The organism is Bacillus sp. FSL K6-1006, from assembly GCF_038593175.1.
GTDB classification, from domain to species: domain Bacteria; phylum Bacillota; class Bacilli; order Bacillales; family Bacillaceae; genus Bacillus; species Bacillus safensis.
Genome location: NZ_CP151970.1, coordinates 2735979 through 2750799, shown reverse-complemented (window position 1 = coordinate 2750799; position 14821 = coordinate 2735979). Strand labels below are relative to the sequence as shown.

The 14821-nt window shown below is 42.6% G+C and carries 16 protein-coding genes; 10 read left to right on the top strand and 6 right to left on the bottom strand.

Annotated elements, in window-relative coordinates:
* Nucleotides 1–5 precede the first annotated feature (5 nt).
* From NSS65_RS14290 to NSS65_RS14265, 6 genes are all read left to right on the top strand, one after another.
* Nucleotides 6–1118 (top strand): glycoside hydrolase family 105 protein, encoded by a 1113-nt coding sequence (locus tag NSS65_RS14290; protein ID WP_046312126.1) that lies wholly within the window; start codon nucleotides 6–8, stop codon nucleotides 1116–1118.
* Entirely contained in the window at nucleotides 1115–1639 is a 525-nt protein-coding gene (locus NSS65_RS14285) for a hypothetical protein (RefSeq protein ID WP_046312122.1), read from the top strand. The genes NSS65_RS14290 and NSS65_RS14285 overlap by 4 nt, the downstream gene beginning before the upstream one ends.
* 17 nt (nucleotides 1640–1656) lie before the next feature.
* Nucleotides 1657–2946, top strand: coding sequence for a Gfo/Idh/MocA family oxidoreductase (locus NSS65_RS14280; RefSeq protein WP_046312120.1), 1290 nt, complete (start codon nucleotides 1657–1659; stop codon nucleotides 2944–2946).
* A gap of 24 nt (nucleotides 2947–2970) precedes the next feature.
* On the top strand, nucleotides 2971–3654 hold the full coding sequence (locus NSS65_RS14275) for a YesL family protein (protein ID WP_061109497.1): 684 nt from the start codon (nucleotides 2971–2973) through the stop codon (nucleotides 3652–3654).
* Nucleotides 3655–3708: 54 nt separating this feature from the next.
* Nucleotides 3709–4020: a rhodanese-like domain-containing protein gene (locus tag NSS65_RS14270; RefSeq protein WP_065214504.1), complete on the top strand. Its 312-nt coding sequence runs from the start codon at nucleotides 3709–3711 to the stop codon at nucleotides 4018–4020.
* Between the two features lie 100 nt (nucleotides 4021–4120).
* Entirely contained in the window at nucleotides 4121–4303 is a 183-nt protein-coding gene (locus tag NSS65_RS14265) for a sporulation protein Cse60 (protein WP_024424881.1), read from the top strand.
* Between the two features lie 44 nt (nucleotides 4304–4347).
* On the opposite strand, the gene NSS65_RS14260 is transcribed toward NSS65_RS14265, so the two are convergent.
* From NSS65_RS14260 to NSS65_RS14245, 4 genes are all read right to left on the bottom strand, one after another.
* A complete protein-coding gene (locus tag NSS65_RS14260) occupies nucleotides 4348–4872 on the bottom strand; it encodes a CbrC family protein (protein WP_214755479.1) in 525 nt (174 codons plus the stop codon).
* Between the two features lie 130 nt (nucleotides 4873–5002).
* The gene (locus NSS65_RS14255; RefSeq protein ID WP_034279475.1) at nucleotides 5003–6535 is read right to left on the bottom strand and encodes a BCCT family transporter; all 1533 of its coding nucleotides are present in this window, start codon (nucleotides 6533–6535) and stop codon (nucleotides 5003–5005) included.
* Nucleotides 6536–6675: 140 nt separating this feature from the next.
* Complete coding sequence (locus tag NSS65_RS14250; RefSeq protein ID WP_024424878.1) at nucleotides 6676–6873, bottom strand: hypothetical protein; 198 nt, start codon at nucleotides 6871–6873, stop codon at nucleotides 6676–6678.
* Nucleotides 6870–8141, bottom strand: a complete 1272-nt coding sequence (locus tag NSS65_RS14245; protein WP_065214505.1) for an NAD(P)/FAD-dependent oxidoreductase — start codon at nucleotides 8139–8141, stop codon at nucleotides 6870–6872. Before NSS65_RS14245 ends, NSS65_RS14250 begins: the two co-directional genes overlap by 4 nt.
* A gap of 175 nt (nucleotides 8142–8316) precedes the next feature.
* On the opposite strand from NSS65_RS14245, the gene NSS65_RS14240 reads away from it, so the two are divergent.
* On the top strand, nucleotides 8317–9939 hold the full coding sequence (locus NSS65_RS14240) for a polysaccharide biosynthesis protein (protein WP_065214506.1): 1623 nt from the start codon (nucleotides 8317–8319) through the stop codon (nucleotides 9937–9939).
* Nucleotides 9940–9955: 16 nt separating this feature from the next.
* Nucleotides 9956–10672 carry a pseudouridine synthase gene (locus tag NSS65_RS14235; protein WP_046312109.1) on the top strand — a complete coding sequence of 239 codons (717 nt, stop codon included), beginning with the start codon at nucleotides 9956–9958 and terminating at the stop codon, nucleotides 10670–10672.
* A gap of 69 nt (nucleotides 10673–10741) precedes the next feature.
* Here NSS65_RS14235 and NSS65_RS14230 read toward each other — a convergent pair whose 3' ends face one another.
* Nucleotides 10742–10963, bottom strand: coding sequence for a DeoR family transcriptional regulator (locus NSS65_RS14230; RefSeq protein WP_008356419.1), 222 nt, complete (start codon nucleotides 10961–10963; stop codon nucleotides 10742–10744).
* A gap of 370 nt (nucleotides 10964–11333) precedes the next feature.
* Nucleotides 11334–12632: an NCS2 family permease gene (locus NSS65_RS14225; RefSeq protein WP_034279487.1), complete on the bottom strand. Its 1299-nt coding sequence runs from the start codon at nucleotides 12630–12632 to the stop codon at nucleotides 11334–11336.
* A gap of 94 nt (nucleotides 12633–12726) precedes the next feature.
* Here NSS65_RS14225 and pepV point away from each other — a divergent pair, with 94 nt between their 5' ends.
* Together pepV and NSS65_RS14215 are read left to right on the top strand one after the other, a co-directional pair.
* Nucleotides 12727–14127 carry a dipeptidase PepV gene (gene pepV / locus NSS65_RS14220; RefSeq protein WP_081124690.1) on the top strand — a complete coding sequence of 467 codons (1401 nt, stop codon included), beginning with the start codon at nucleotides 12727–12729 and terminating at the stop codon, nucleotides 14125–14127.
* A gap of 28 nt (nucleotides 14128–14155) precedes the next feature.
* Nucleotides 14156–14782, top strand: a complete 627-nt coding sequence (locus NSS65_RS14215) for a Type 1 glutamine amidotransferase-like domain-containing protein (protein ID WP_046312106.1) — start codon at nucleotides 14156–14158, stop codon at nucleotides 14780–14782.
* Nucleotides 14783–14821 lie beyond the last annotated feature (39 nt).

Sequence of the window (14821 nt, the reverse complement as noted above, 5' to 3'; positions counted from 1 at the left end):
GAAGAATGACTTTATCGATTGAAAAGGGATCACCGCTTGAGCATGCAGAGAAATTAGCACAAACCATTATTAAAGCGTATACACCAATTGAGCTGCCGCCAGCTGGAAGGTGGCATTATCATCAAGGCGTTTTCCTTTGCGGGGTCATGAAGCTATATGAGGCAACAGGGAACGAGGCGTATTTCGATTATGTGAAAAACTATGCGGACTCCCTCATTGATGAGTACGGTAATCTGTTATTTCGCAGGGATGAGCTTGATGCCATTCAAGCAGGACTCATTTTATTCCCTCTTTACGAACGAACGAGAGAGAAGCGGTATGTGCTGGCGGCGGAGAAGCTGCGCGGACTATATCGTACGCTAAACCGCACGTCTGAGGGCGGATTTTGGCATAAAGACAATTATGCTTATCAAATGTGGCTGGATGGTCTCTACATGGGCGGTCCTTTTGCCTTAAAGTATGCTCAGCTTAAAGGTGAAGAGTCACTAGTGGATATGGTCATCCATCAAGAGCATCTCATGAGAAAGCATACGAAAGATGAACAAACAGGTCTGTATTATCACGCGTGGGATGAACGGAAAACGATGCCATGGGCTGATCAAAAGACCGGCTGTTCCCCAGAGTTTTGGGCAAGATCGTTTGGCTGGTATGTCCTTGCATTAGCAGATATGATCGAGGATCTGCCCGAGCATCATGAAAGGCGGAAGGTGTGGAAGGAAACGCTGACAGACATGCTGGAAAGTGTGGCAAAGTACCAGGATCAAAAGACAGGTCTCTGGCATCAAATCATTGATAAAGGAAATCACAGTGACAATTGGCTTGAAAGCTCGGGATCGTGTTTATTCATGTATGCCATGGCAAAGGCCATGAATGAAGGGTATGTGAGCCTCCGTTATGTTGATCATGTGGTCAGAGCATATCAAGGCTTGATTCAGCATAAGACGGCTGAGAAAGAAAATGGTGATTTTACCATCAATGATATTTGTATTGGAACATCTGCGGGATTTTATGATTACTACGTTGGAAGAGAGCGGAGCACTAATGACTTGCACGGGGCAGGCGCTTTTATTATGGCGTTAACTGAGCTAGAAAAGCTGTCTGTTTTTCAAAAGGCATGAGGTGGCAAAAAAGAGCCGCCGTATGGCTCATCAGTTTCATCGCTGCCATTTGTTTATCTGCCTGTCAGGGGAAAACAAACGGGATCGATGTCCTGATTTTTTCTGATATGTCAAAGGGGATGAAGGATCAATTAGTGGAGAAGGCTTTTCAGCCGGAACAAGAGACGTATAGCGTCCACATCTTTCCGGCGATTCCTGAAAAGCTTCTTGTTGAAATTACCTCAAAAGAGGGGGACGTGATGCTTGTTCCAGAAGAAATGTTCAGAACATATGATGATCCTGAAAGCTTTCAGCTGCTTGAAGAGATGGAAATAGGCGGTCAAGCAGCAGGACCATATACGGTCGAGGACAAAAAGACAGGGAAAACGGTCGATTATGCAGTTCAAATCAATAAAGGAAAGAAAAAACTCAACGGCTATACCTTTCAATTACACCGAGATATGGTCGCTTTCATTCCCGTGTATGCTGATAAGACGGAAGAGGCGCTGTCTCTTATGAAACAGCTTCGTGAAAACCAATAGAAAATGGGGTGGGGAATGTGAAACGGGTCGTGATTTGCGGGCTGAGCCATCGTGCGTTCAATATGTTTATTAAACCGCTCACAGAGGATTTCAATGAGCATTATCGGATTACAGGACTCCTAGATATAGATCATCAGCGGTATACACTTTGTCAGGAGCGTTTTCCATCACTCCGGGGCGTTTCGTTTTTTCATGAAGATGCATTTGATCAGATGGTCAAGGAAACAAAGCCAGATATCGTCATTGTGGCAGGCAGGGATGACACCCATGTCACATATATCATGCAGGCACTTGACCATGATCTAGATGTCATCACTGAAAAGCCGATGGTGACAACAGCAAAAGACGCCAAAAAAGTGATGGAAAAAGAGGCGGAAAGTAAAGGGAAGGTCACGGTCACCTTTAATTATCGCTACAATCCTTTCCATCGAAAAGTAAAAGAACTTATTTTAGACGGGAAAATTGGAAGGGTCACATCTGTTGAACTGAGCTGGCTCATTGATACGTACCATGGTGCTAGTTATTTCAAAAGGTGGAATCGCACACGTCAATTTTCTGGCGGGCTGTCCATTCATAAGTCGACGCATCATTTTGATTTGGTCAACTGGTGGATTGATCAAAAGCCGAAGCAAGTATTTGCTTACGGGGCGCTGAACTATTACGGCAGCGAAAGCACTTGGAATCCCTTGCAGGGGGAGGAAAATAGATTTTGCGGAACATGTCATGTGAAGGATATATGTCACTATGAAGCAAGGTGGAATCCGCGGGTTGAGCGCTCGAAGGTGGAGGACGACCATATTGAATCCGGTCAGGAGCAAACGCAGCAGTACTCAAACTATCGCCCTGATGCCTGCATTTTTGATCAGGAAATTGATATTGAGGATACATATGTGGCGTCAGTCGCTTATGACCAAGGGGCTTTGCTCAGCTATTCGATTCAATTCTCAGCCCCATATGAAGGCTATCGTCTTGCCATTAATGGGACGAAGGGGCGTATTGAAACAAATGAGTTTCATGTGCCATCAAGAATTCCTTTTCAATTCCCAGAACAAACAATTTCTTATTACCCGATGTTTGGATCAAAGGAGACGATTGAAGTCGTAAAGCAGCCAGGCGGACATGGCGGAGGAGATCCTCTGCTTTTGGCTGATTTATTTATAGGAAAAGATCCCTTGATTCACTATGACATCTTAGCAGGAGCAGAGGCTGGTGCTTATTCGATTGCTCTTGGGGAAGGCATGTGGCGCTCTGTCGCAGAAAAGCGCCCAATTGAAATCGATGAATTGTTTCATAAAGAGACGGTGTAAAGAGAAAGAGAGGAGGGGAAAGAGATGGATCATGATGGTTCAATGAGCAGAATGCTGAGGATGTGTGAGTGGGTGATGAGGCTCGCCTATACGAATTTGTTATGGCTTTTGTTCACCATCCTGGGGCTTGGCGTATTTGGCTTGATGCCTGCGACCACTGCGTTATTTTCCGTGATGAGAAAGTGGATTCAAGGGCATGAGCAGGTCAATGTATTCCGCACTTTTTGGAAGGTATTCAGGGAGGAGTTTATACGCTCTAACATCATTGGAGTGGTGCTATGCATCATTGGAACGATTATTTATGTCGACCTTGCTTATATCTATCCGGCGAGCTGGCTCTTACATGTGCTTCGCTTTGCTATATATATTTTCGGTTTTCTGTTTATTGTGAGCTTATTTTATATTTTTCCGCTGCTTGCGCATTACGATTGGAAAAAACGTCTCTATCTGAAATTCTCTCTTCTGCTTGGTATCTCATATTTGCAATATACACTCTCTATGCTTGTTTTCTCGGCTGTGCTGTTTGTTCTGTTTGCTTATTTACCGGGAATCGTGCCGTTTTTTAGTGTGAGCATAATCGCCTATGGTCATATGTGGCTGGCCTATCAAGTCTTTAAAAAGGTAGAGTTTGAAATTGAGTACGAGACAGCCGAAGTGAAGAAGCGGCTGCCGTCTTTCCTTCAATCAAAGCGGGTGAATACGCAGTGAAGTGAATCATTTGCTATAATGGTGTCACCGTAATGAAAAGGAGAGATGAGAGTCGTGTCAGTGAAAGAAATTTCAATAGAAGAATTAAAACAAAAGCTGGAGCAGGAAGACGCCATTCAGCTTATCGATGTACGTGAGGATGAAGAGGTAGCAGAAGGGATGATCCCGGAAGCCATCCACATTCGAATGGGCGATATCCCTGAGAAGCTGGATGCATTCGATCAAACGCAGGAATATTATATTATTTGCCGCTCTGGTAAACGTAGTGAAAATGTCTGCTATTACCTAGAAGATCAAGGCTACCAAGCGACAAATGTAGTTGGCGGGATGCTTGCTTGGACAGGAGAAACAAAACCGAAGCTGTAAATAGAAGGCCTTTCATCTTAACGATGAAAGGTTTTTTTGTTCATATGCCTCTTTCTATGTGCATAAAGATAGAGTAGCGAGAGAAGGGAGAGTGGCATAGGTGCTAAAGGTAGCTGTATTTGATGAAGAGCATGAGAAAGATTTGCAGAGTGAAATCAATCATTTTTTAAAAGGAATGGATGACGACCAAATCATTGACATCAAGTACAATGTAGCGGTGATCTGTGAGCAGGGAGGGGAACAGCTCTACTGTTTTTCTGCACTCATTTTATATAAAAAATAGACGGCTTCAAAAAAGGACCTGCTTGAAGGGTCCTTTTTCTTTGGTTAGCTGGCGTCAATATATAAACGATGCTTGTGGCAGTGAACACATTGAAAGAGGTAGCCTTGTAAGTCTCCTCCGTTGACGAGCCATTGCTTTAGGTTCTCTTTTGTTAATCCTTCGCCGCTGCAAATGTCTTCGATATCCTTGGCGAGTTCTTCCTCTAGATGTTCAATCTCTTTCCAGCCGACATACTGGACGATTGCGCAAAAATCTCCGCAATGACTTAACCAATATTCTTGCTGCCATCCGTGATAGCCTGGCGTTCTGAAGATCAGCTCATCTATATATTCCTCTTGATCGACATCATCACAGCTCGCATCGTCTTGAAAGGTTCCATTGTATTTTTTCGCCGCTGATCCATCTTTAATGCACCAAGGACAAATTCCCTCCACATCTTCCACAGTATAAAAAGGGCCATGGTACACATAATCTCTTTCTTTCTCACAAATAGGACATGTCGTATGCTCTTTTTTGATCACGTTTAACGAAACTGGATCTGGGTTGTACTTGAACGTAGGTAACGTCATATAAACCTCCATTATGTAGAAAGTGATGATTCATCACTATTTTAAAGGAATCCTCAAGCTCGCGACAATCTTAAATTGTATATATAGAAAAAAGCCGTTCGGATAAGGAACGGCTTTTTCTCGCTTGCGATTATGCTTTTTTTACTCTTGGACTTCTTGGTTTATTGACTTGATTGGTTTGTTTGATGATTCTTCGTTCATCATTTAGTGATTTATACAGCGAGACAATCATCAATATAATGACAACGGAGAACGGTAAGGCTGCGAGCTTGGCTGTATTTTGCAGGGCTTCAAGTCCCCCTGAAAATAAAAGCACAGCAGCAACAGCCGATTGGATAATGCCCCAGCTGACTTTGACACTGCCAGAAGGGTTCAATGATCCGTAGGTTGTCTGCATTCCAAGCACAAATGTAGCTGAATCAGCCGATGTAATAAAGAATACGGCGATTAAAATGAGTGCCAGTATCGATGTAATCATCGCCAGCGGATATTCATTCAGTACACCGAAGAGCATCGTTTCAGTTGAAAGACCTGCAACATCGACAATATTCTTTTGCTGTAAGTCCATTGCAGATACACCGAAAATCGAGAACCATAGGAATACTAGGATGGAAGGAGCGACTAAGACACCCACTAAAAATTCGCGAATTGTTCGCCCGCGTGACACTCTAGCGATAAAGATCCCGACAAATGGAGCCCAAGAAATCCACCATGCCCAATAAAAGATCGTCCATCCATTAATCCATTCTCTCTTTTCAGGATCATTGGGAGATAGACGAAAGCTCATTTGAACGATATTGGATAAGTATTGTCCAATCGAATCAGTAAAAGAATTTAAGATAAAAACAGTTGGACCTACCAAAAGTAAGAAAAACATCAGAACAGCTGCTAATACCATATTGATATTACTTAAGTATTTAATGCCTTTTCCAATCCCGCTTAAAGCAGATGCAAGGAAAAGCACTGTCACAATGATAATAATGATCAATTGTGTGCTAAAGGCAATTGGAATATGAAAAAGGTAATTCAATCCACCATTTATTTGTGCCGCGCCTAATCCTAGGCTTGTTGCAACACCAACCACAGTTGCAAATACCGCAATACAATCGATGGTTTTACCGATCCATCCGTGAATTTTATTTCCTAAAACGGGCTGCAGCGTTGCACTGATTAAGCCAGGTGCATCTTTTCTAAATTTAAAGTAAGCAATGCAAAGTGCAACAATGGCATAAATAGCCCATGCATGAAGCCCCCAGTGGAAAAATGTATAGCGAAGGGAATCGCGGAAGGCCTGAGCTGTTTCAGTCTCCCCTGTTGGTGACTGAATAGCATAGTGGCTGATCGGTTCAGCTGCTCCGTAAAAAACAAGACCAATTCCCATACCGGCACTAAATAGCATAGCAAACCAAGAAAATAAACCAAATTCAGGCTCTTCCCCCGGTTTTCCTAGCGTAATCTTACCGATTGGGCTAAAGATAAAGAATAGACAAAAGCCGACAAGCAGTGATACCACTAACAAGTAATACCAGCCAAAGTCATTTGTAATGTATGTTTGAATTTGATCTGTGACATTTTGCAATGTGTCTGGAGAAAACGCTCCCCACATCACGGCAACAAATGTGATCGCAATCACAATCCAAAATACACTTGATACGTTTTTCACACCATCTCACTCTCCTGTTGTTCTACACGTTTAAGCAGAGGACTTCGCTTAATATCCCCTAACTCAACTTATTTCAAACAAAAAGAGGCGAGCTTCTCACTCGACCTCTACTTTACCGTAACATGTTTTGCTTCCATTTATCAACTATCGATATGGGAAGACGATTTTTCCTCAATTCGTTTACGAAGACGGTAGACATATTCTTTTAAACATACTGCGAAAATGGTAAACGCCAAAACAATGGCGACTTTTAACGGGGTAATGGACAGCTTCAAGAAAACAGCAGCTGTCAAACTGATAACGACCGCAAGAACAATCGGTAATGCACGTCTGATCATTGATCTCTCTCCTTTGCTTCTAGTGCAGCATTCATGCCGGCAAGCCTGCCTGTCACAAGTGCTGATGTGATATTGTAGCCGCCTGTGTAGCCATGGATGTCTAAAATTTCTCCGCAGAAATAAAGACCGGGCATTTTTTTAGACGCCATTTTCTTCGGTTCAATTTCCTTCACAGAAACGCCGCCTCCTGTCACAAACGCTTTGTCCAAGGATAGCGTACCATTTGCATGAACAATAAAATGTTTGCAATCATGGGCAAATGCACGCAGTTTATCCTTGGCTAGACCAGAGAATGTGTCTTGTGGATCAATCCCGTTCCGTTCTAACAGAAACAATAAATAGCGTTCTTGCATCCAAGACTTGAGGACGTTTTTAATGGCTTTCTTTGATTCATCTTTTAGGTCACGATGAAGCTTTTGGAACAGCTCCTCGTCATTCAGCTTCGGATATAAGTCAATTTGAAGACGTACACTCGGCTGTTTTTTCAATTCCTTCACAACAAATCCGCTGCATCTAAGAACAGCTGGACCTGATAAACCAAAGTGAGTAAAGATCATATCCATGACGTGTGTGACGACGGGTTTCCCTTTTTTATTTAAGACACTGACAGCCACACTTCTTAAAGAAAGACCTTGAAGCACTTTTTCTTTAATAAATCGTTCATCGGATGTGACCGGTACCTCTGTTGGGAAGAGCTCTGTAATGGTATGACCGGCTGCTTCTGCCCATGCATAGCCGTCACCAGTAGAGCCGGTATGCGGCACACTTTTTCCGCCGACAGCAATGACGACAGACTTACTTGAAATTTTTTCATCATTATTTGTAACAATTCCAGCTGCTTGTCCGTCTTGATACAGAACTGTTTTAATTTTTTCGTTCGTTCGAATGGTGACATTGAGGGCTCGGAGCCTGTCTAGAAGGGCATCCACAACAGATTGTGCTTTGTTTGAGACAGGGAACATACGTCCATGGTCTTCTTCTTTTAGTTCAATGCCAAGGTTTTCAAAAAACGAAATAATATCCTCGTTGTTGAACTCAGAAAATGCACTATATAGAAAACGGCCGTTTCCGGGTATATGCTTGATGATTTCTTCTACTGGAAGGCGATTGGTGACGTTACAGCGTCCGCCGCCAGAAATGGCCAGCTTTCTGCCAAGTTTGTTTCCTTTGTCAATTAACAAAACAGTAGCGCCGTGCTCTGCTGATGCAATCGCGGCCATCAGCCCAGAAGGTCCGCCGCCAATGACAATGACATCATAATGTTTCATGTTACATTCCTCTTTCTACTTTCAGTCATTTTTCTATTATATCGAAGATTAGGGAAGGCTGAAATATGAATTGATTGGTTTTGTGACTTCCGTATTGGATTTGTTACCTGTGTGTTGAATTGATGTGGTAAAATAGTTAAGTTGAATATTCATTAGAAAAATGGTGGTTAAGCGCATGTCTAATAAACTGCTTCGTGGTACGTTGGTTTTAACGATAGGGACGTATCTCTCTCGTATTCTGGGTATGATTTATTTAATTCCATTTAGCGCAATGGTTGGAGCAACTGGTGGAGCGTTATTCCAATATGGATACAATCAATATACGATCTTTTTAAGTATTGCTACGCTTGGTTTTCCAACAGCGGTATCAAAATTTGTTTCCAAATATAATGCGATCGGCGATTATGAGACAACAAGAAAAATGTTCAGGGCGGGTATGTCGGTCATGCTTGTCACCGGGATTATCGCCTTTTCTATTTTATATTTGTCCGCACCGATTTTTGCCAAAATTCAGCTTGGCGGATCAAATGAAACAGGCGGTTTGACTGTCGATCAAGTAGTATATGTGATTCGAATGGTCAGCTTAGGTCTTTTGGTTGTACCGATCATGAGTCTTGTACGCGGGTTCTTCCAAGGACACTCCATGATGGGACCGACAGCTGTTTCCCAAGTGATTGAACAGCTTGTCAGAATCATCTTCCTATTAACGGCGACGTTTATTATTTTAAAGGTGCTTGACGGCGGGCTTGTCATTGCTGTCGGATATGCAACATTTGCCGCACTGATCGGTGCATTTGGCGGTTTATTCACGCTTTATTTATATTGGCTGAAGCGGAAAGACCGGCTCTTATCTATGCAGCCGAATACAGGCGCTCACTCTGAATTATCTTATAAGCAAATGTTTACAGAGCTGTTTAGCTATGCAGCGCCGTATGTATTTGTTGGACTTGCGATTCCAATTTATTCTTATATTGATACAAACACAATTAACAGAGCCATGATTGCATCAGGACATCAGGATATTAGCACAGCGGTATTGTCCATTGTGACGTTATATTTACCGAAGCTCGTGATGATTCCTGTGTCACTTGCAACAGCGTTTGGCTTAACCTTGATTCCGACGATAACGGAATCATTTACAGCACGTAATTACAAGCTGCTCAATAGACAAATTGATCAGACGATGCAAGTCATTTTATTTTTCGTGCTGCCTGCTTCATTTGGTATCTCTGCATTGGCTGGACCGGTTTATTGGTTTTTCTATCCGTCTGTTCATCCTGAGATTGGGATCTCCATTTTGTTCTGGTATGCACCTGTTGCATTATTGTTTTCTTTATTCACCATTAATGCAGCGATTCTGCAAGGGATCAACAAACAAAAATTTGCCATCGTCAGTCTTTTGTTAGGGATCATTATTAAAACGGTTCTGAACATCCCGCTGATCAGCTGGCTGCAAGGAAATGGTTCTGTACTTGCAACAGCGTTAGGCTACAGTGCGTCCATCTTGTATATGTTTATCATGATTAAACGCCATGCCGGCTATTCGTTCCGCAGAATTTTCAAACGTTTTATTCTCATTGGTATTTTAACGGCGATCATGGCTGTCGTGGCATATGTGACAAGTCAACTTGTGAGCCAAGTGATTTCTTATGAAGGCGGAATTGTACAAGCGGGTATCGTCATTTTGATTTCCATGATCACTGGCGGCGGTGTGTATATGTTCTTGTCTTATAAGGTGGGATTACTAGAGCGTGTACTTGGTAGCCGTATGCCGAAATTTTTAAGAAAAAAGAGTTAAGAAGAGGTAGATATTCATGAGGCTTGATAAATTACTTGCTAACAGCGGCTTTGGTTCAAGAAAAGATGTGAAAAAGCTTGTCAAGGCCCGGGCGGTCACAGTGAATGGAGAAGTGGCAAAGCAGGTGAAAGATCATGTTGATCCATCAAATGATGAAGTGCTCGTACACGGAGAGCGTGTAGAATATAAAGAATTCATTTACTTAATGATGAACAAGCCAGACGGGGTGATCTCAGCAACTGAAGATCTGCGGGATGAAACGGTTGTCGATTTACTTGAGCCGGAGGATATCGCAAGGGAGCCATTCCCTGTGGGGAGACTGGATAAGGATACGGTCGGTCTCCTTCTCCTCACAAATGATGGACAGCTTGCTCATCAATTACTTTCTCCAAAAAAGCATGTGCCAAAAACGTATGAGGTTCATTTGAAATATCCTTTAGGAGATCAAGACATTAAGCGTCTTGAAGAGGGCGTTGTCATCTTAGATGATTATCACACGAAGCCGGCGAAGGTGGAAGTAGATGCGAATGAAGACGAAGATACACGCATCCGTCTAACGATTACTGAAGGGAAGTACCATCAAGTGAAGCTGATGGCGCAAGCGGTGGGAAATGAAGTGATCTTTTTAAAAAGGCTCTCGATGGGGGCTGTCTCTTTAGATGAAGATCTAGCACCTGGAGAGTACCGTGAATTGACGGATGAAGAATTAGACAGCTTAATGAATCGCGAATAACATAAGAACAAAAGAAAAGAACCGGCATATCGCCGGTTCTTTTTGTTATATGGACAATTCATTATACGCTTAAGATGATATTTTTACTTTTTTTCTCGTTGTTTCCCATTTGCCTCTGCTTGGACTATGAACAAGATCGTTATAGGCAAGCACGTTTAAGTCTCTTTGAATGGTTCTAGGTGTGATCCCGAATTCATCAACCAGCTCTTGTGTCGTCACAAGACCTTTCTCTTGAATGAACATATAGACTGATTTGATTCGAGTCATCATACGGTTTGTTGAAGGTTTCAAAAAACCACTCCCTATCAATAAGATCGGATGGACTTGACTAACCACAACTTACTACACTAAAACTGCGAAATAAGGACATGCAACAATGGTAAATGTTCGTGTTTGTTAATGTTTTATTCTATTATACACGTTATTATGCATCTAGTTCCACCAAAAAGTCAACTTTACGTGTTTTTAAACTTGTCTTCATGAAATGAAATATGGTATATATCATGATTTGAATCCGGTTACAACCCAATAATGATAAGGGATGCGATTGGAGCTGACATTTTCAAATGTCCGAAAAATAAACACAGAAAATTTACAAAATAAAAAATTCAGTGAAGCAAAAAGACACATTCCATGTAAGGATGTGCCTTTTTTGTTTCTGTTATCCTTCTAAGAAAAAGAGCTGAATGAAAAATAAGACCGCAAAGATGAGAACCAGCACATGTACTTCTCTCCATTTCCCTTTCGCCAATTTCACAAGCGGATATGAAATAAATCCAAGTGAAATCCCTGTAGAAATACTAGAAGTCAGCGGCATCGAAAGAATGACAAGAAAAGCAGGGAATGCTTCGTCTAGTTCGTTCCAGCGAATGCGTGACACCGAGTTCATCATCAAGCAGCCAACAATGATTAAAACAGGTGATGTGATGGATGGTAAAGAAGAAATCGCTTGAACGAGCGGGCCAAAAAATAATGCCACAATAAACAGTGCAGCGACCGTTAGAGACGTCAGCCCAGTTCTTCCGCCAGCAGCAACTCCTGATGATGATTCAATATAAGCAGTGGTTGGGCTTGTACCAAACATAGAACCAACCGTCGTTGCAGCCGAGTCAGCGAGCAGGGCTCTGCGCACTTTTGGCAGCTGGCCATTTTTCATTAATCCGGCTTGTTCTGCAACGCCGATCATCGTGCCTGTTGTATCAAAAATCGTCACCAGTAAGAAGGAGAAGACGACGGCATACAAATGATGAGAGAACACGTCACCAAAGGCAGAGATCGGATTTGTAATCAGCATGCCTTCAGGCAGTGCAGGGATGTCCATCAGTGTTTTAGGGAAATGAAGCTGGCCAGTTGCTAGCGCAATCAATGTGGTCGCTAACATACCGATAAACAGTGCACCATTTATTTGCAGAACCATTAAAATAACCGAAATCATTAAGCCGACAAGCGTTAAAATGACAACAGGCGAGCTTAAATTGCCAAGCTTCACAAGGTTTTCTGGATCAGCAGCGATGATCCCAGACTGACGGAGGCCGATGAACGCAATGAAAAGCCCAATTCCTGCTGTAATGCCGTACTTTAAATTATCTGGAATAGCTTGAATCAGTTGTTTTCTAAGGGATGTTAACGATAAAATAATAAAGAGTATACCAGCAACAAATACCGCACTAAACGCTGTTTGATAGCTGATGCCGCCACCGCCGACAACGGTAAAGGTGAAATAGACATTCAGCCCCATGCCTGGTGCAATGGCAATCGGATAGTTTGCAAATAGTGCCATCCAGAGCGTACCGACAACAGCAGCAATGATTGTTGCAGTAAAGACTTGGTCAAAAGGAATACCTGCTTTTGAAAGAATTCCCGGGTTGACGGCAACAATATAGACCATAGTAAAGAATGTCGTCATACCAGCGATTATTTCTTTCTTTATGTTGGTTTGATTTTCTTTTAACTGAAACATAAAATCCTCCATTTACGAACATTATTACAAAACAATTAATATAATATTCGTTTTAAGGGTGGATTGCAACCTTTTTTCAAGGAGGAATGGAAAAATGAATTGGGAAGCTGAAGTAATACGAAAAAAAGACGATTTGATCAAGGACACACAATCTTTTTTACAAATTGAAAGTGTCCTTGATGAAGAAGGCGGCAAAGAAGGAAAGCCATTTGGTGAAAAAGTCGATGATGCCCTGCAGTATATGCTGAAAAAAGGGGAAGACGAAGGCTTCACAGTCAAGAATGTCGACGGCTATGCGGGTCATATTGAATATGGGGAAGGCGATGACATTGTAGGTGTGCTTTGCCATGTGGACGTGGTGCCTGCTGGTGACGGCTGGACAACCCCGCCATTTTCAGCTGACATCAGAGAAAATAAAATCTTTGCACGCGGGGCTATTGATGACAAAGGCCCAACCATGGCGGCATTTTATGCGCTGAAGATCTTAAAAGATTCTGGTCTGCAGCTGTCGAAAAAAATCCGCATGATCATTGGAACAGATGAAGAAAGTGATTGGCGCTGTGTGGATCATTATTTCAAGCATGAGCCAATGCCGCAAATTGGATTTGCACCAGATGCCGATTTTCCGATTATTCATGCGGAAAAAGGGATCATTGATGCGGTTGTGTCATTTACATATCAACAAACAGCGAATCATCAGCGCTATACGCTGAAGCAATTTACATCGGGTATGAGGCTCAATATGGTACCAGATGAGGCAGCTGCTACTGTGACTGCTGCACAGGAACACGATGCTGAATCATTAAAAACAGCCTTCGAAGCCTATCTTGCTGATCACCAATTATCTGGTGAGGTAAAGAACACGGCGGATGGACTGCATTTTACATTAAAAGGGGTATCCGTTCATGCCATGGAGCCGGCGCATGGGACAAATGCGGGCATTCATATGGCGAATTTCTTATGCGGACACGAATTAGATGAGCAGGGACTTGCCTTTACTTCCCAAATCAACGCTTTATTTGATCAAGATACAAGAGGACAAAAGCTGGGAATTGCTTGCAAAGATGAGATTAGTGGAGATTTGACGTTGAATGTTGGGACAATCCGCTTTAAACAGAATGAGGAAGCAAAGCTAGGGTTAAATGTCCGCTATCCAGTAACAGCAGACGGCAGGGACGTCAAAAAAGGAATTGAAAGCATAAAAGGGGCGTCCGTTCTAAAATTCGAAGACAGCCCTCCGCATCACGTCTCAAAAGATCATCCGCTTGTGAAAACCTTGCAGCGGGTATATGAGGAACAAACGGGAGATCCTGCAACCCTTATTGCCATTGGGGGAGGAACGTATGCAAGATCTTTAGAAGCAGGCGTTGCCTTTGGACCTTTATTTCCTGGCAGGCCAGACTGCGCCCATCAAAAGGATGAATATATTGAAATTGATGACTTACTGAGAGCAGCTGCTCTTTACGCACAAGCCATGTATGAATTAGCAAAATAGAAATGGAAAAGAGAAGAGGGGATTCATAGTGAAAAAAATGTTCTTATGCTCTTCATTCAAAGACAGCTATTCTCTCTTATCTGACTTTGCGGGGGAATCATTAAAAGGAAAGCACGTGACTTTCTTTCCAACGGCAAGTGCTGTAGAAGAAGTCACGCACTATGTAGAGGCAGCGAAGGAAGCCTTTCAGCAATTAGGGATGCAGCTTGAGACTGTGCAGATAGATGAACAGTCCGCTGAAGAGATCTCGCAGATGATCAAACAAAATGATGTGATCTACGTGTCAGGAGGCAACACGTTTTATTTATTGCAGGAATTAAGAAAGCATCGTCTCGATGACGTGTTGAAAGAAGAAATCAACAACGGCAAGCTGTACATCGGAGAGTCTGCTGGGAGTATTATCATGGCGCCAAGCATTGAATATATCTCTCTGATGGATGATCAAAAGAAGGCACCGGAGCTTTCATCATATCAAGCTTTCAATGAAATAAGCCGCTATCCAGTACCGCATATGCACAATACCTATTTAGGCGAGGCTGCGCAGCAAATCACAGAGAAGCATCAGCAGACGCTTGATTTATGTCCGCTTACTGATGAACAGGCTTTACTTGTCACAGGGGAGCAGGCTGAGGTGAAATCTGTCAAAGCATCTTAACCGTGAAATGAAGAAAAAGGAACAGGGATTCATCGCCCT